The sequence below is a fragment of the Nocardia sp. KT25-26 genome (assembly GCF_056627695.1).
Map to the genome: position 1 here is coordinate 2297374 of NZ_CM152813.1, position 16009 is coordinate 2313382.

General features: G+C 69.7%; 18 protein-coding genes. 7 read left to right on the forward strand and 11 right to left on the reverse strand.

All coding sequences use genetic code 11. From position 1 onward, the window contains the following. The first annotated feature begins 59 nt into the window (after window positions 1-59). Window positions 60-734 (forward strand): MspA family porin, encoded by a 675-nt coding sequence (locus AC1HFH_RS10355; protein WP_480247811.1) that lies wholly within the window; start codon window positions 60-62, stop codon window positions 732-734. A 56-nt stretch (window positions 735-790) separates the two neighbouring features. Further along, window positions 791-1462 carry an MspA family porin gene (locus tag AC1HFH_RS10360; RefSeq protein ID WP_480247210.1) on the forward strand — a complete coding sequence of 224 codons (672 nt, stop codon included), beginning with the start codon at window positions 791-793 and terminating at the stop codon, window positions 1460-1462. Between the two features lie 66 nt (window positions 1463-1528). Here AC1HFH_RS10360 and AC1HFH_RS10365 read toward each other — a convergent pair whose 3' ends face one another. The 6 genes from AC1HFH_RS10365 to AC1HFH_RS10390 form a co-directional block, all read right to left on the reverse strand. Next, window positions 1529-2284, reverse strand: a complete 756-nt coding sequence (locus tag AC1HFH_RS10365) for a siderophore-interacting protein (protein WP_480247211.1) — start codon at window positions 2282-2284, stop codon at window positions 1529-1531. 48 nt (window positions 2285-2332) lie between these two features. Beyond that, window positions 2333-3154, reverse strand: a complete 822-nt coding sequence (locus tag AC1HFH_RS10370; RefSeq protein WP_480247212.1) for an ABC transporter ATP-binding protein — start codon at window positions 3152-3154, stop codon at window positions 2333-2335. 11 nt (window positions 3155-3165) lie between these two features. Beyond that, window positions 3166-4224 (reverse strand): FecCD family ABC transporter permease, encoded by a 1059-nt coding sequence (locus AC1HFH_RS10375; protein WP_480247213.1) that lies wholly within the window; start codon window positions 4222-4224, stop codon window positions 3166-3168. Continuing rightward, window positions 4221-5225 (reverse strand): FecCD family ABC transporter permease, encoded by a 1005-nt coding sequence (locus AC1HFH_RS10380; RefSeq protein WP_480247214.1) that lies wholly within the window; start codon window positions 5223-5225, stop codon window positions 4221-4223. Before AC1HFH_RS10380 ends, AC1HFH_RS10375 begins: the two co-directional genes overlap by 4 nt. A gap of 51 nt (window positions 5226-5276) precedes the next feature. After that, entirely contained in the window at window positions 5277-6203 is a 927-nt protein-coding gene (locus AC1HFH_RS10385) for an ABC transporter substrate-binding protein (RefSeq protein WP_480247215.1), read from the reverse strand. A gap of 63 nt (window positions 6204-6266) precedes the next feature. Further along, window positions 6267-6869 (reverse strand): TetR/AcrR family transcriptional regulator, encoded by a 603-nt coding sequence (locus tag AC1HFH_RS10390; protein ID WP_480247216.1) that lies wholly within the window; start codon window positions 6867-6869, stop codon window positions 6267-6269. Window positions 6870-6963: 94 nt separating this feature from the next. Here AC1HFH_RS10390 and AC1HFH_RS10395 point away from each other — a divergent pair, with 94 nt between their 5' ends. Together AC1HFH_RS10395 and pdxS are read left to right on the forward strand one after the other, a co-directional pair. Next, window positions 6964-9162, forward strand: a complete 2199-nt coding sequence (locus AC1HFH_RS10395; protein WP_480247217.1) for an MMPL family transporter — start codon at window positions 6964-6966, stop codon at window positions 9160-9162. A gap of 185 nt (window positions 9163-9347) precedes the next feature. Beyond that, the gene (gene pdxS, locus AC1HFH_RS10400) at window positions 9348-10196 is read left to right on the forward strand and encodes a pyridoxal 5'-phosphate synthase lyase subunit PdxS (protein WP_480247812.1); all 849 of its coding nucleotides are present in this window, start codon (window positions 9348-9350) and stop codon (window positions 10194-10196) included. A gap of 31 nt (window positions 10197-10227) precedes the next feature. On the opposite strand, the gene AC1HFH_RS10405 is transcribed toward pdxS, so the two are convergent. Then, window positions 10228-11058: an aminotransferase class IV family protein gene (locus AC1HFH_RS10405; protein WP_480247218.1), complete on the reverse strand. Its 831-nt coding sequence runs from the start codon at window positions 11056-11058 to the stop codon at window positions 10228-10230. A gap of 50 nt (window positions 11059-11108) precedes the next feature. Between AC1HFH_RS10405 and AC1HFH_RS10410 the strand changes: the two genes are divergently transcribed. Continuing rightward, the gene (locus AC1HFH_RS10410; protein WP_480247219.1) at window positions 11109-11462 is read left to right on the forward strand and encodes a MerR family transcriptional regulator; all 354 of its coding nucleotides are present in this window, start codon (window positions 11109-11111) and stop codon (window positions 11460-11462) included. A gap of 326 nt (window positions 11463-11788) precedes the next feature. Next, window positions 11789-12307 (forward strand): WKL family lipoprotein, encoded by a 519-nt coding sequence (locus AC1HFH_RS10415; protein ID WP_480247220.1) that lies wholly within the window; start codon window positions 11789-11791, stop codon window positions 12305-12307. 62 nt (window positions 12308-12369) lie between these two features. Here AC1HFH_RS10415 and AC1HFH_RS10420 read toward each other — a convergent pair whose 3' ends face one another. The 3 genes from AC1HFH_RS10420 to AC1HFH_RS10430 all read right to left on the reverse strand — a co-directional run bounded on the left by AC1HFH_RS10420 (window position 12370) and on the right by AC1HFH_RS10430 (window position 14756). Further along, on the reverse strand, window positions 12370-13122 hold the full coding sequence (locus AC1HFH_RS10420; protein WP_480247221.1) for a YebC/PmpR family DNA-binding transcriptional regulator: 753 nt from the start codon (window positions 13120-13122) through the stop codon (window positions 12370-12372). Between the two features lie 117 nt (window positions 13123-13239). Next, window positions 13240-13881, reverse strand: a complete 642-nt coding sequence (gene pdxT / locus AC1HFH_RS10425; RefSeq protein WP_480247222.1) for a pyridoxal 5'-phosphate synthase glutaminase subunit PdxT — start codon at window positions 13879-13881, stop codon at window positions 13240-13242. Between the two features lie 53 nt (window positions 13882-13934). Then, the gene (locus AC1HFH_RS10430; RefSeq protein WP_480247223.1) at window positions 13935-14756 is read right to left on the reverse strand and encodes an acyl-CoA thioesterase; all 822 of its coding nucleotides are present in this window, start codon (window positions 14754-14756) and stop codon (window positions 13935-13937) included. A 165-nt stretch (window positions 14757-14921) separates the two neighbouring features. On the opposite strand from AC1HFH_RS10430, the gene AC1HFH_RS10435 reads away from it, so the two are divergent. Beyond that, window positions 14922-15428: an O-acetyl-ADP-ribose deacetylase gene (locus AC1HFH_RS10435; protein WP_480247224.1), complete on the forward strand. Its 507-nt coding sequence runs from the start codon at window positions 14922-14924 to the stop codon at window positions 15426-15428. Window positions 15429-15675: 247 nt separating this feature from the next. Here the strand turns inward: AC1HFH_RS10435 and AC1HFH_RS10440 are convergent, their stop codons facing one another. Beyond that, window positions 15676-15882: a DUF5988 family protein gene (locus AC1HFH_RS10440; protein ID WP_480247225.1), complete on the reverse strand. Its 207-nt coding sequence runs from the start codon at window positions 15880-15882 to the stop codon at window positions 15676-15678. Window positions 15883-16009 lie beyond the last annotated feature (127 nt).

A 16009-nucleotide genomic window follows, 5' to 3' on the forward strand; every position in this document is an offset into this window, starting at 1 on the left:
CCATGTCTTCGCGTGCCTTGTACCGGGTGCGCGCGACCGCAGAGCAAGTGAGGACACAGATGAGGGATCACCGCAGTGCCGGCACGAGCTACGGCATCCGGGCCGCCGCCGTGACCGCCGCCGCCGTGGCAGCGGCCGGTTTCTTCGCCCCTGGCGCGGCCAATGCCGATACGTTCGTGCCGTTGCCGGACGGACACAAGGAGGCGCCGGGCGCCGCCATTTCCCGTACCGGGGAGAGCGCGCTGATCTCGCCGTCGCTGGCGGCGAACGGAGCCGGCCGGGTCGTGTGGGTGTCGGGCACGGTGGTTGCCGACGTGACCGCGACTCCGGAAGGCGATGCGGCCGAGCATGTCGGCCCGAGCGGGCGTCCGGGGAGCAACAACTCCTCCACCCACGGCGCCTCCCAGCTCAACCACGGTTACATCGTCGGCTGCCAGGTCAGCATCGCCGACAATGCGATCTCTGCCGGCGCCTCGGCCGGGGTGAGCACCACCGGGGTGAATGCCGGTGGTTCGATCGGCCTGAAACTGGGCCCGGGCGAGGTGAAGTGGGTCGGCGTCGAGCGGGTCGACATCGAGAAGCCCGGCACCTACACGATCGACTACCAGGACCTCGAGATCGCCATCCAAGGCTGCGGCGGCTACGCCCAGGCGCGGGCCTACACCAACCTCGAGATCATCGGCGATCACTACACCAAGACGACCCTCTACGGGCAGCCGTTCAGCATCGGCTGACGCGCGATCTCGCCATATCTCCACTCGCTGAAGCGAATCGACTACGAGGGAACAACATGATCAATCGCAAGAACCTGTCGCGCCTGGCCGGGCTCGGCGCCGCTGCCGCGGCGGCCGTCGGCCTGCTGTCCACCGGTGCCGCGCATGCGGACACCTTTGTGCCGCTGCCCGGCGGTGAGATGAACCGCACCCTGCCCAACGGTGCTCAGCTGACCGTGCGGATCGTCGGCGAATCGGCCACGATCAGCCCGTCGATGGGTGCGACCCCGGTGCACCGCAACGCCTGGGTCTCCGGTAGCGCGCAGGCCGATATCACCGGCCCCGGCTCCGAGAACGTGCGCGCCAAGCTCGCGCCCGGCTACATCGTCGGCTGCCAGGTGAACATCAGCGGCGCCGGCACGGGTGGCAATGTCCAGGGCAGCACCAGCTGGGACGGTGAGAAGACCTCGGCGTCCGCCGGTGCCAACGGCAACCTGACGCTGGGGCCCGGGCAGACCGCCCGGCATATGATCCTGGACCTGGAGAAGGCCAATGCCTACGGCGAAGAGACGCACAGCAGCGCCAACGGTTTCCAGGGCAACGGCAGTGTCAGCTGGGCCGATACCACCCTTGCGGTCAACGGCTGCGGCGGCTACGCCCAGGCGCGCTCGTTCGTCATCGTCAAGGTGCGCGGTGACTTCGGTGTCACCGCGGTGACCCTGTGGGGTCAGCCGTTCAGCCTCGGCTGAGCGACCCGCGCAGCACGAAACCCTGCCGGTACCGCCTCGTCGGGTACCGGCAGGGTTTCGGTCGTTTCAGTTGGTGGCGGCCTCGGCGGCGACCAGGTCGGCCCGCCACTGCCGGAAGCCCTCCTCGGTGCGCCCATCTCGCCAATAACCAGAGATCGAGGCCGCCCATTCGGCATCGACGCCCCGTTCCCGGCGGATGTAGCGCCGCAGATCGTGCATCACCGTCTGCGCCTCACCGTGGATGAAGACCTGGACCTGTCCGGGTGCCCACTCCGCAGCCCGCACCGCCTCGGCCAGGGCGAGGCCGGGCCGGCGGTCGCCGCGGTGTACCCAGGTCAGGGTCACGCCGGGCGGGTGGGCCAGTTCGAGTTCGTCGCGGGTGGACTCGACCTCGACGAATGCCTGTCCCACCGCATCGGCGGGCATGCGCTCCAGCGCCACCGCGATCGCGGGCAGCGCCGCCTCGTCACCGGCCAGCAGGTGCCAGTCGGCGTCGGGGCGCGGTGCGTACGCGCCCGCGGGGCCCTGGAGATCGACGGTGGCGCCGGGCCGGGCTGCGGCGGCCCACGGGCCCGCCACCCCCTCGCTGCCGTGATGGACGAAGTCCACCGCGATCTCCCCGGCAGCCGGGTCCACCGAACGCACGGTGTAGGTGCGGCGGACCTCGTCGGCGCCCTGCGGGAAGACCAGCTTCACATAGGAATCGGTGAACTCGGTGGGCCGGAAATCCGCGTAGCCGGGGCCGCCGAGGTGCACCCGGACGAGATGCGGTGTCAGCCATTCGGTGCGCTGGACGGTCAGGGTGATGCGCGGTCGTGCCATCTGAGCACCTCTCGATCGAATATAGGCAAGCCTCACTTTACTGGAGGATCAGGGGTGGGTCACCTCGCCGAGTGGCCGCCTGGTGTCGGCCGGGACGACCAGGGGCGTGCCGGTCAGCGGATCCTCGATCACCGTGTTCGGCAGATCGAAGGTGGTGGCCACCAGGTCGGCGGTCACCACCTCGCCCGGCGGCCCCTGGGCGACCACCTGGCCACCCTTCATCGCGATCATATGCGTGGCATAGCGGGCGGCGTGGTTCAGATCGTGCAGTACGGCCACCACGGTGCGCCCCTGTCGCTGCAGGTCGTGCAGCAGGTTGAGCACCTCGATCTGATGGGCGATGTCGAGGAAGGTGGTCGGCTCGTCCAGCAGGACCAGGGGAGTCTGCTGCGCCAGCACCATCGCGATCCACACCCGCTGGCGTTGCCCACCGGACAGCTCGTCCACCCGCCGGGTGGACAGTTCGGCGGTTCCGGTGGCGCGCAGCGCGTCGGCCACGGCCGCCTCGTCCGCCGCCGACCACTGCCGGAGGAACCTCTGGTGCGGGAAGCGGCCGCGCGCCACCAGTTCGGCGACGGTGATGCCGTCCGGGGCGGTCGAACTCTGCGGCAGCAGGCCCAGCCGGCGGGCCACCGCCTTGGCCGGATAGCTCGCGATGTCCTTACCGTCCAGCACGATCCGTCCGGCGGCCGGGCCGAGCAGGCCGGCGAGCGCGCGCAGCAGTGTGGATTTGCCGCAGGCGTTGGGTCCGATCACGACGGTCAACGACCCATCCGGGATGTCGACACTGAGATGGTCGGCGATGGTGGTGCGGTCGTAGCGCAGCGTCACATCGACGGCGGCGAGCGGGGGACGGCCGGTGCTGGTCATCGGTGGTCTCTCTAGGTCCTGGTACGGATTTCGTGGACGAGCAGCCCCACCAGGTAGCCGCCGCCGACGACGACGGTGACGACACCGGCGGGCACGGTGACGGGGACGAGGTGCTGGGCGATCAGATCCGCACCGAGCAGTACCACCGCACCGATCGCCGCCGACACCGTCAGCGGCAGATGGGGGGTGCGGGCCAGGCGGCGCGCGATCTGCGGTGCGGCCAGCGCGACGAAGGCGATCGGACCGGTGACGGCCGTGGTGATGCAGACCAGCGCCACACCGATCACGACCGCCGCGAGCCGGACCCGGCCCAGCCGGACGCCGAGTGCAGCGGCCAGGTCGTCCCCCAGATCGAGCTGGCGCAGCTTCGGTGCCAGTGCCGCGGTCGCGGCGAATCCGGCGGCCAGGCAGACCGCTGCCCCGGCTACCAGGTCTTCGGTGATGCCGTTGAGGGTGCCCGCGCCCCAGGCCGAGGCGAACAACGCGGTTTCGAGCTCCACCTGGAGTAACACCCAGGTGTTGATCGAAGCCAGCATGGCCGATATCGCAATGCCGACCACGATGAACCGGAAGCCCTGCAGACCGCCGCGATAGGCCAGCAGGTAGATCACCAGGGCAGCGGCCACACCGCCGACGACCGCGCCCGCCGTCCGCCACTGCCAGGCGCCGCCCACCGCGAGCAGCGTCAGCAGCATGCCGGTGAAGGCGCCGTGCGACAGCCCGACGATATCCGGGCTGGCGAGCGGATTACGGGTGAGTGTCTGGAAGATCGCCCCCGAGACACCCAGGGCGGCCCCGAAGAGCAGCGCCGCGAGGACCCGGGGCAGCCGCCACTCCAGCACCACGGTGCGGGCCAGGCCCGTTTCGGAGCCCTGGACGACCGCGACGACCTCGTGCACGGTGAGCGGGAAATCGCCGTTGATCAGCGCGGCGACCACCAGCGCGAGCAGCACCGCGGCCGCGCCGAGCAGCATCACCAGGGTGCGCACCCGCAGCACCAGGTGGTGTCGGTCGGTGCCGACGACGAGGCGGCGGTAGGCGAACCGGACCGCCGGGGTGGATTCGGTCACAACGTACTCGCCTTCCGCCGCCGGACCAGGACGATCAGGATCGGTGCGCCCACGAACGCGGTGACCACCCCGGCGGGCATCTCGCTGGGCAGCACACTGATCCGGCCGATGATGTCGGCGCCGAGCAGCAGCACCGGTGCCGCGACGATCGAGGCCGTGACGATCAGCCGCTGGTCGGGGCCGAGCGTCCAGCGCAGCACGTGCGGGATCATCAGGCCGACGAACGAGATCGGGCCGGCGACCGCGGTGGCCGCACCGGCCAGCAGGGTGACCGCGGCGAGTACCAGCAGCCGCACCCGGCCCACCGGTACACCCTGGGCGCGGGCGAGGTCCTCGCCCAGTGCCACCGAGTTCAGCGCCGCTGCGACCGCCAGCGCCAGGGCGATACCCACTGCGACGAACGGCAGCACCGGGACGAGGACGTCGAAACCGCGCCCCAGCAGGCTGCCCGCCTGCCAGCCGCGCATCTCGTCGAATGCGTCGGGGTCGGTCAGGGTCAATCCGGTGGTGAGGCCGGACAGGACGGCCCCCATCGCGACTCCGGCCAGGGTGAGCCGCACCGGGTCGGCGGGCCCGCGCCCCGATGCGCCGATCGCATACACCACGAACGTCATCACCAGCGCACCCGCGAAGGCGAGCCAGGTGTAGGACAGGATCTCGCGCAGCCCGAAGAACGCGACCCCGACCGCCACGAAGAAGGCGGCACCCGCATTGACGCCGAGAATGCCGGGGTCGGCCAGCGGATTGCGGGTGAACGCCTGGATCAGCGCGCCCGCCACGCCCAGCGCCGCACCGACCAGCAGTCCGGCCACGGTGCGCGGCACGCGCTGATCCCACACGATGTACCGGGTTTCCCGGGTACCGCCCCCGAACAGGGCGTCCAGGACCTCATCCGGTGGGATCGGATTCGCGCCGATCAGCAACGACAGCACGATCGCGACGGCGAGGGCGGCCGCGATGGCGAGCAGGCCACCGGCGCGCGCCCGGACCCCGGGTGCCACGGGGACGTCCCGGGTCGGTGCCGGCCGGCGGCGGGCGAGGAGCGGCACGGGTCAGCGATCGGCGACGATGCGCTCGATATCGTCGAGCACGGCCTGTCCGCCGAGCGGGCCGACACCGGTGATCCAGTACGAGCGGTCCACCAGATGGACGTTCGGGAACATCTGCGGGTTGTCCCGCACCGCGGCGGGCGAGGTGCTGGCGTCCGACGGATCGGTGCTGGTGACGAATACGTAGTCGGCCTGCGCTTCCGCGACCCGTTCGGGGGAGAGGTCGACCGAGATCGAACCCTCCCAGTCACGCTGCGGTGTGGTGAATCCGGCGCATTCGAGGGTGCTGCCGGCGAACGAGGTCGGCCCGTACAGCGTCAGCCGGACATCGCGGGGCCGGATCAGCTGGGCGGTGGTGCCCGACAGTTCGTAGGTCTCGGCGATCGAGTCGCAGCGATCCCGGTACTCCGACAGCAGGCGTTCGGCCTCGCCGGAACGGTTCAGTGCCTGCCCGACCAGTTCGACATTCTCCTGCCACGGGTCGGCCTGGGACGCCATGAACACCGTCGGAGCGATCTCGTCGAGCTGCTCGTAGAGTGCCGAATGACGCGATTCGGTGCCCAGAATCAGATCCGGGCGCAGTGCGGCGATCTTTTCCACATTGGGCTCGGGCACCGTGCCGACCATCTCGATCCCGGCCGCTTCATCGCCGAGATAGGCCGGAACGCCCGACTTCTCGCTGAGGACGGCGGTGCCGACCGGTGTCACGCCGAGGGCGACCGCGGTGTCGAGCTGGACCGGCTCGAGGACGACGACGCGTTGCGGATCGGCGGGTACCTCGGCGGTGCCACGCGCATGTTCGACCGGGTGGCCCGCCGCGCCGGCCGGGTCGGTGCCGGTCTCGGCGCTACAGGCGGAGACGACGGCACAGGCGGTCAGGGCCGCGGCGAGCAGGCCGGCGGCGCGGAGTCGGGGCTTTCTTGACTGCATTCGGTGAGGTTAGCCTAGCCTGAAGTTGCCTGGGGATTGCGGGGTGAGATGCCCGGCGACGGGTCAGCGATGCGCGCGCGCCGTGAGGTAGGCGTGCAGCACCGTGCGCAGCTCGGACACCATGGCCGGGCGGGCGGCGGGCTCGGCATCGACGATCAGCGGCATCATGCCGCGGACCAGCTGGACCGCCACGGTGGTGGCCTGTTCGGTGTCCTCGCCCAGTTCCGGCAGCACCGACCCGATCAGCGCCGCCGCCTGGCGGTGGATCGCCTGGTGGGCGGGGGCGACGGCGGCGCGCAGGGTCGGTGGCATATCGGTGCGGGCGAACAGTGCCTTGAAGCCGGGATGGGCCAGGTTGAACTCCACCAGCGGTCCGAGCAGTTCGGTCAGCAATTCGTCGAGATCGCGCCCCGTGCCGGATCCGGCGCCCGGTAGCTCGCCCCGGAAGCGGACCAGCTGGTCGCGGTAGAACTCTGCCAGCGCGGCCGCCACCTCGTCCTTGTTCCGGAAGTACTGATAGAGCGAACCAGGGGAGATGTCCGCCGCTGCGGCGATGGCGTTGGTGGTGGCCCCTTCGTAGCCGCGATCGGCGAAGACCTCGGCGGCGGCACGCAGGATCTGCTCGATGCGGCGGCGGCCGCGTTCCTGCCGGCGTACTTCGGGCATGGCTCTCCTGTTGCTAATGCGAGCAGTTACTCGTATTCTCGGATCGAACGCGAGTCATTACTCGAATATTCTGCACCCCCACAGAGGACCCCCTGTGCTCGGACGCACCATCACCCGCCATCCACGCGCGATTCTCGGCGCCGCGCTGGCCGTCGCCATCGGATTCGTCCTGCTGGCCGCCGGCGCCCTCGACGCCCTGTCGCTGAACCGATTCGAACACCCCGATGCCGAATCCACTTCGGCCCGAGCCGAACTCGCTGCAGGCTTCGACACCGGCAGTCCCAATGTCGCGGTGCTGGTCACGGCGCGCGACGGCGATGTGGACAGCTCGGCGGTGGCCGCCGCCGGGCGGCAGCTCACTGCGGAACTGGCCGCCTTCCCCGGAGTCGGTGATGTCCGGTCCTACTGGGGTGGCGACGCTCCCGGGACCCTCGCCTCGGTCGATGGTGACCACGCCCTGATCCTGGCCTGGGTGCCCGGCGACGCCGATCATGTGCGCGGCCGGGTGCTGCCCGGAATCGAGGCCGAGATCATCGACGCGGACCGGCCGGCGCCGATCGAGGTGACCCTCGGCGGCGGTGACGAGGTGTTCCGCGATGTCGCCGAGCAGGCCGCCACCGATTTCCTGCGCGCCGAACTGCTGATCCTGCCGGTGGTCTTCCTGCTGCTGTGGCTGGTGCTGCGCCGGGCCGCCGCGGCGGCAGTCACGGTCGGCATCGGGATCTTCTGTGTACTCGGCACCCTGGCACTGCTGCGGGTGGTCACCGAGTTCACCGACGTCTCCACGTTCGCGGCCAATATCGCGCTGGTCATGGGGATCGGCCTCGGCGTCGACTACTGCCTGTTCCTGATCCACCGGTTCCGGGAGGAACTCGCGGCCGGTGGTGATGTCGCCGCGGCGGTGCGCCGGTCGATCCCGTCCGCCGGACGAACCGTCGCCTTCAGTGCGGCGACGGTCGCGGCGTCGCTGGCGGTGCTGCTGGCATTTCCGTTCCCGTTCCTGGCGTCGTTCGCCTACGCCGGCATCGCGGTCGCTCTGGTGGCAGTACTCGGCGCGGTCGTGGTGCTGCCGGCGGCACTCACCCTGCTCGGCCGCCGGATGATGCCCGCCCGGCCCGGACGTACGCCCGACACCGGCCTCTGGTACCGCACGGTCGGCCGGGTCCAGCGGCAGCCGCTGCGTTACGGCGGCATCGCGGCACTGATCCTGGTGGCGCTGGCGGCGCCGGCGGCAGCAGTGGACTTCGGTGCACCCGACGACCGCGTGCTGCGCTCCGAGCAGCCGGTCCGGGCGATGTACGACACCATCCGCGCCGAGTTCGTCACCGAAGAGGCCGACGCCCTGCAAGTGGTGGCGCCGGCGGCCGACCTGCAGGCACTGCCGGGCTACGCGACGGAGCTGTCCGCCCTGCCCGGCGTGCTCCGGGTCGACACGGCCACCGGGACCTACGCCCACGGAGCACTCGCCGGGGCCGCTGCGGGCGGTGCCGAGCGTTATCACAACGGGGACGGTGCCTGGTTGCACGTGGTGCCGACCGGTGACCGGCTGGCGGACGATCCCGGCGGGCTGGTCCGCGACGTCCGCGCCGTCGCAGCACCGTTCGACGTGCTGGTCGGCGGGTATCCGGCGGAGCTGGCCGACTACCGCGACGGGGTGCTGGACCGGCTGCCGCTGGTCGCGGCGCTGATCATGATCGTCACCTGGGCGGTGCTGTTCCTGATGACCGGCAGCGTGCTGGCGCCGGTGAAGGCCGCCGTCCTGAACCTGCTGTCGATGACCGTCATGTTCGGCGTGCTCGTGCTCGGCTTCCAGAACGGTGCGCTGGCCGATCTGCTCGGCTTCACCCCGACCGGCACCATCGAACCCAGCATTCCGATCCTGATGTTCTGCATCGCCTACGGGCTGTCGATGGACTACGAGGTATTCCTGCTGGCCCGGATCAAGGAGGACTACGACCGCACCGGCGATCCGACCGGCTCGGTCGCCCGGGGCATCGCCCGCAGTGCACCGCTGATCACCGCGGCCGCCGCGATCCTGGCCGTCTCGTTCGCGGTGTACGCCACCAGCGAGGTGGTGTTCCTGCAGCAGCTCGGCATCGGCATGGCGATCACCGTCGTCCTGGACGCCACCGTCGTCCGGGGCATCCTGGTGCCCGCGCTGATGCGGTTGGCCGGACACGCCAACTGGTGGGCGCCCGCCCCGCTGCGCCGATTCCACCGCCGGTTCGGCTTCCGGGAAGCGGTTTCGCCGACCGGGGCGGCCGATCCGGTGCCGGAACCGGTCCACCGGTGAAGTGGCAGGCCAGTGCCGGGCAACTGGCTATCAACCCCTGGTCCGGGCGCGCCTAGAATCGCCTACGTTTCCACATCCAGCGATGCGGGCGCACCCTCACCGGTGCCGCGCTCACGACTCAGGAGTTGACCGTGACCACCCCCGAGACCACCAACACTGTCGGCACCGCCCGCGTCAAGCGCGGCATGGCGGAGATGCTGAAGGGCGGTGTGATCATGGACGTGGTCACTCCGGAGCAGGCGAAGATCGCCGAGGACGCGGGCGCCGTGGCAGTCATGGCCCTGGAACGGGTCCCCGCAGATATCCGCGCCCAGGGCGGCGTGTCCCGGATGAGCGATCCGGACATGATCGACGGCATCATCAACGCCGTGTCCATCCCGGTGATGGCCAAGGCCCGGATCGGCCACTTCGTGGAGGCCCAGGTTCTGCAGAGCCTCGGGGTCGACTACATCGACGAGTCCGAGGTGCTCACCCCGGCCGACTACACCAACCACATCGACAAGTGGAACTTCACCGTGCCGTTCGTCTGCGGTGCCACCAACCTGGGCGAGGCGCTGCGCCGCATCACCGAGGGCGCGGCGATGATCCGGTCCAAGGGTGAGGCCGGCACCGGCGACGTCTCCAACGCCACCACCCATATGCGCAAGATCCGGCAGGAGATCCGGCAGCTCGGCGCCCTGGCCGAGGACGAACTCTACGTCGCGGCCAAGGAACTGCAGGCACCCTACGAACTGGTCCGGGAAATCGCGCAGACCGGCAAGCTGCCGGTGGTGCTGTTCACCGCCGGTGGTATCGCCACCCCCGCCGACGCCGCGATGATGATGCAGCTCGGCGCCGAGGGCGTGTTCGTCGGCTCCGGCATCTTCAAGTCCGGCAACCCGGCCCAGCGCGCCTCCGCCATCGTCAAGGCCACCACCTTCCACGACGACCCCGATGTGCTCGCCAAGGTGTCTCGCGGCCTGGGTGAGGCCATGGTCGGCATCAACGTCGAGGAGATCCCGCAGCCGCACCGGCTGGCCGAACGCGGCTGGTGACGGCTCGTATACGAGCCGATTCGAGCCCACGTCACCGATGTTCGGCATGGGAGTCCTTCGGAACGGCCACCGGGGGCTCCTCGTCGTACGCGGCACGAAGGATCCTGATGAACTCCTGATCCTGTCGCAGCCTCCGGTCCCCGATCCGGGCGACCGGGATGCCGGGTGACCACGAGTTCATCACCGCTGCCGTCAGACGTTCGTCAAGGTCGCTCGGGCGGATCTCCGCTGTCCGCTGAGGGACTCCGAGCGGTTCGAGCCGACGGGCGAGGATCTGCATCGTCACGCCCGGCAGGACCTCGGCTCGCGGCCAGATCACCGACTGCCCATCCCAGAAGGCCAGGTTCCAGATCGTCGCTTCGCTCAATCTCCCAGATCGGTCGGTGAACGCGGCATCGTCGAAGCCGCCGGCGTTCGCGCGCCGGAGCAGGAGTGTCTTGGACACCTCGCCGACGTGCTTGACGCGGGGAAGATGCCGCTCGTGCTCGACGAGGTCGAGTGAGAGGGGGCCGACGGGCGGCGTTGCCGGATCGGTGACCTTGATCAGCACGTCGAGGTCGACGTCGTCGTCGGCCGGTGTGAATTCTCCCGGCCGTGAGGTGACGAAGCAGGTCAAGGACACGTCCGGCGGCGCGTCCGCAAGCACGCCGCGCATCTGCTCGAGGATTGTCTCTTCGGGTAGGTGCCGGCCGAAGAGCTCATCGCTGGCCTCGCGCAGACGGGTCAGGTGCAGGTCCAAGCCCCGCACACGGCGGTCGCGGACCTGCATCGCGGTGAAGTGGGCGAACCCTGCGAATGCCAGCGGCGCGAGGTCGGCTACCTCGGCATGCCTACCATTGAGATGAGTGATCGAAGTGGTCATGCGATCGACCGTAGGAGTTGACACCAGTGTCAAGGGCAAGCCGCGCGACTGTGGGGGACGTGCTGCGGGTCGGTGATCTCGCGGCCCTCACGTTCACGACGCCGAGGATGCTGCGGCACTACGAGAACCAAGGGCTCATCGCCGCGGAGCGCTCCTCCACGGGCCAGCGCTTGTTCGACCCGTCCGTCGTCGACCAGGTCCGGGCCATCCGACGGCTGCTCGCAGCCGGACTGCCTGTCGTGGCCGTCCGTGAGCTCCTCGACTGCATCCACGACACCGATCGGCTCGAGCCGTGCGCGGTGCCGATGCTGGTCGAGCACCTCCAGGTCTACGACGGGCGCATCGCCGAGCTCACGACGACCAGGAGCGCTCTCCAAGGGCTCATCGACGCGTCGAGCAGGTGACGCGTCGTCTGCATGGGATTCGGCCTGATCAACGACTTGCCCGCGCAGCCTCTTGCCTCCTGCAACCTCGTCCGCCCCGTGATCCCACAGCCACACCGGCTGGCCGAACGCGGCTGGTAGGCCCGGTGCGCCGCGTACCGGAGGGTCTCTGTTCGCCGAGCCGGTGCGACCCGTGGCCAGGGCGGTACGAAACAACCGCACCGGCGGGCGTTCCGCAAACAGCGACGGCCGGCATGATCGTTTTCTCAGAGTTTCCTCGAGATGACTGGGTAGCGTGCCTGCAGCGGTGGCATCGGCGTCACCGAACCGACGAAAAGGACGAGTGGATGAAACTTCGCAGGACCGGACGAGTCGTGGTGGCGGGTGTGGCCGTGGTGGCAGCACTGGGGCTGACCGCATGCGGCAGCGACGACGAGGGTGGTTCGGAGCCCGCCACCACGACCAGTGCTGCCGCGGAGGCGACGACGACGGCCGAGGCGGCCGCGGAGCTGCCGCCGGTGCCGACGGTGGAGGAGCTGAACGCGCAGCTGACCCAGGCGCTGGATCCGTCGGTGCCCAACGAGGAGAAGCTGAACTTCGTCCAGGGCGGCGAAGCCGACCCGGAACTGCCCAACCGGCTCGCCGTAGCCGCCCAGGACGCCGGCGTGCAGGTCGTGGTCACCGACGTCACCGCATTCGGTGACGCCGTCAGCGCCAAGGCCGACTTCACCATCCCCGGCCAGGCCACCAACGTCGTCGACGTCCCCTTCGTCGCCGAGGACGGGGTGTGGAAGGTCCAGAAGGACTGGGCCTGCACCATGCTCACCAACCTCGGCGAAGAGTCGGTGGCCTGCGCCCCCGCCTGACCCCGGCGTGATGCGGATTGCCCCGGACCCGATACGAGTCCGGGGCATATCCGTATGAAACGTCAGTCGTCGAGCTGGGCGGCGACGTCGTCGCTGATGTCGACGTTGGTGTAGACGTTCTGCACGTCGTCGCTGTCCTCCAGCGCATCGACCAGCTTGAGGATCTTGCGGGCGCCATCGATGTCGACGGCGACCTCGACCGACGGCTGGAAGCCGGACTCGGCGGAGTCGTAGTCGATATCGGCGGCCTGCAGCGCGGTGCGTACCGCGACCAGGTCGCCGGGTTCGCTGATGACCTCCCACATGTCGCCGAGGTCGTTGACCTCTTCGGCACCGGCGTCGAGGACGGCCATCAGGACATCGTCCTCGGACAGGCCGTTCTTCTCGAGGGTCACCACACCCTTGCGGTGGAACAGGTAGGCGACCGAACCCGGGTCGGCCATGTTCCCGCCGTTGCGGGTCATCGCCACCCGGACCTCACCGGCGGCCCGGTTTCGGTTGTCGGTGAGGCATTCGATCAGGACCGCGACACCGTTGGGCCCGTAGCCCTCGTACATGATGGTCTGCCAGTCGGCGCCGCCGGCTTCTTCACCGCCGCCGCGCTTGCGGGCCCGTTCGATGTTGTCGTTGGGGACCGACGACTTCTTCGCCTTCTGGATGGCGTCGTACAGCGTCGGGTTGCCTTCGGGATCGCCACCGCCGGTCCGGGCCGCCACCTCGATGTTCTTGATCAGCTTCGCGAAGAGCTTGCCTCGCTTGGCATCGATCGCGGCTTTCTTGTGCTTGGTGGTGGCCCATTTGGAGTGGCCGCTCATTCCCTACTTCCTCCAGTCGGTGGCACGTCTGCCCGGGTGGACAACGGGATAGAGCCTACTCGGCCGCCCGAGCGCCGCGCCGAGGGTCCGGGTGCACCGGCGTTCCGGTCGGTCCGATCAGGCCGTGGCCGGGGCGTGCCGGACGACATCGACGAACATCCGGTGCACCCGCAGATCCCCGGTGACTTCCGGATGGAAGGACGTGGCCAGGACGTTGCCCTGCCGCACCGCGACGATCCGCCCGGCGGCGGGACCGGCCGGCACCCGGGCCAGCACCTGCACGTCGTCGCCGGCCCGTTCCACCCACGGCGCCCGGATGAATACCGCCCGCACCGGGCCGTCGTCGATCCCGGCGAACTCCAGATCGGTTTCGAAGGAATCGACCTGGCGGCCGAAGGCATTGCGCCGCACCGTCATGTCGATGCCGGACAGGTGCTCGGCATCGGGGCGGGTGTCGAGCACCTCGTCGGCGAGCAGGATCATCCCGGCGCAGGAGCCGTAGGCCGGCAGGCCCGCCCGCAGTCGCGCCCGCAACGGTTCCAGCAGGCCGAAGGTCACCAGCAGATTGCTGATCGCGGTCGATTCCCCGCCGGGCAGGATCAGTCCGTCCACGGCGGCCAGTTCGCTCTCCCGGCGCACCAGCACCGGTTCGGCGCCGCAGCGGCGCAGCGCTGCCGCATGCTCGCGCACGTCGCCCTGCAGGGCGAGCACACCGATGGTCGGGCGAAGGGAGTCCGCGGTGGCGTCGATGGCGTTCACAGCGTCCGAGCCTACGGACGTGGGCGATGTGCCCCGGCTCACGTGCCGACCGGTCATTCCGCGCGCAGGGTCCGGATGAGGCCTTCCTGCATCACCATGGCGACCAGGTTGCCCTCACGGTCCCAGATCTTGCCCTGGGTGAGCGCGCGGCCCCGTCCGGCCGACGGCGAGGACTGGTCGTAGAGCAGCCAGTCGTCGGCCCGGAACGGGCGCATGAACCACATGGCGTGGTCGAGCGAGGCGTCCTGGGTGGGCGTGTCGGGATGGATCACCTTGGACGAGCCGAGCAGGGTCATATCGCTCATATAGGCCAGGGTGCAGACGTGGAACAGCGGGTCGTCGGGCAGCGGGTGCCGGTACCGGAACCACACCTGCTGGGCGCAGACCACGCCTTCCCGTTCGGTGACCTGACTCTGCGGCACCGTCCGGATGTCCCAGTGCTCCCATTCCCGCATCGCCCACAGGCGTTCCGGGCTCATCGTGGTGCTGGCGTCGGGCAGTTCGTCGGGCGCCTCGACCACCGGCATGATGTCCTGGTGCTGCGGACCTTCGTCGCCGACATGGAACGACGCCGACATCATGAAGATCTCCACACCGTCCTGGATGCCGACCACCCGGCGGGTGCAGAACGAACGCCCGTCCCGGATCCGCTCCACCAGATAGACGGTCCGCTCGTGCGGATTGCCGGGCCGCAGGAAGTACCCGTGCAGTGAATGCACCTGGAACTTCGGGTCGACGGTACGCACCGCCGACACCAGCGCCTGACCGGCGACCTGGCCCCCGAACGTCCGCGGCAGCTGGGATTCGGTGACGGCGCCGCGAAAGATGTTCCGGTCCATCCGCTCGATCTCGAGCGCCTCCTCGATTGTCGCCATGATCGAAAGGTTAGCCCGCCGCGAGCCCCTCGTTCCGAGCGGCTCGCGGCAAGGTGACCTGGACCTCAGCGGGCGGACGGGCCTGATCTCGCCGCTCGTCCCGAACGATCCGGTGCGCTGGGAAATCGGATGAGGACCGTTGGCGAAGAATGGCAGAATTCGGTCATGACCTCGATCGAGCTGGTGCACGGCGACATCACCGAGCAGGTGGTCGATGCGATCGTGAATGCTGCGAATTCGTCGCTGCTCGGCGGCGGGGGCGTGGACGGGGCGATTCACCGGCGGGGCGGGCCGGAGGTCCTGGCCGCGTGCCGGGAGTTGCGTGCCGGGCCGCTTTCCGGCGGGTTGCCGACCGGGCAGGCGGTGGCGACGACGGCGGGGCGGTTGCCGGCGCGGTGGGTGATCCACACGGTCGGTCCGGTCTGGTCGGCGGGCGTGGATCGGTCCGGGCAGCTGGCCTCCTGCTACCGCGAGTCGCTGCGGGTGGCCGATGAACTCGGTGCGGGCACGGTCGCCTTTCCGGCCATCTCGACCGGGATCTACGGCTGGCCGATGGACGACGGGGCACGGATAGCCGTCGAGTCGGTGCGTACCACCGCCATCTCGGTGCGGCAGGTGCGGTTCGTGCTGTTCGACCGGGCGGCGTACGCCGCGTTCGAGGCTTGTCTGTAGCGCGCCGGGTATCGACCACGGTGGCCGGTCCGAGGCCACGAACACTCGGGCGTCACCGGCCGGCTGGATTCGATACTGATACGGCCGTTCGTTGCCGAATACCTAGAGCGACGGGTGCACATTACCCGTGGCGCTCTGCGTTGTTCCAGGGGCTCAGGCTGCGCTGGGGCACTCGGCGCGGGTGGTGGCGGCCCCGGGGTGTTCACCGCCGGAGGTAGAGGGCGGTCGGCTGCCGGACCGTGCGCTGTCACTCGGCGATCTCGGTGCGCTCCCACCATTCGTAGACGGGCAGGCGGCCCTCGGGGGTGTCCTGCTCGCGCTGCGTGGACTTGAAGTGTTCGTAGCCGCCGCGGAACGGGATCTTCAGCTCGGTGCCCGGCGGGGTGATCGCGACGATGCGCTCGGGCAAGCTCTGCGGCCCGCCCTCCAGGACAGCCTTCGTTGCAGTGCTCATGTTCCGATGGTAGGGGCCCCGGCGGGCGGCTGGCGAGATCGCCACGCGGCCGTGTCGTGGTGGGATGGGCCGGATTCCGTGCACTAGAGTATCGAACAACTGTTCGTGTCCCGAGGGGAGGAGTGCC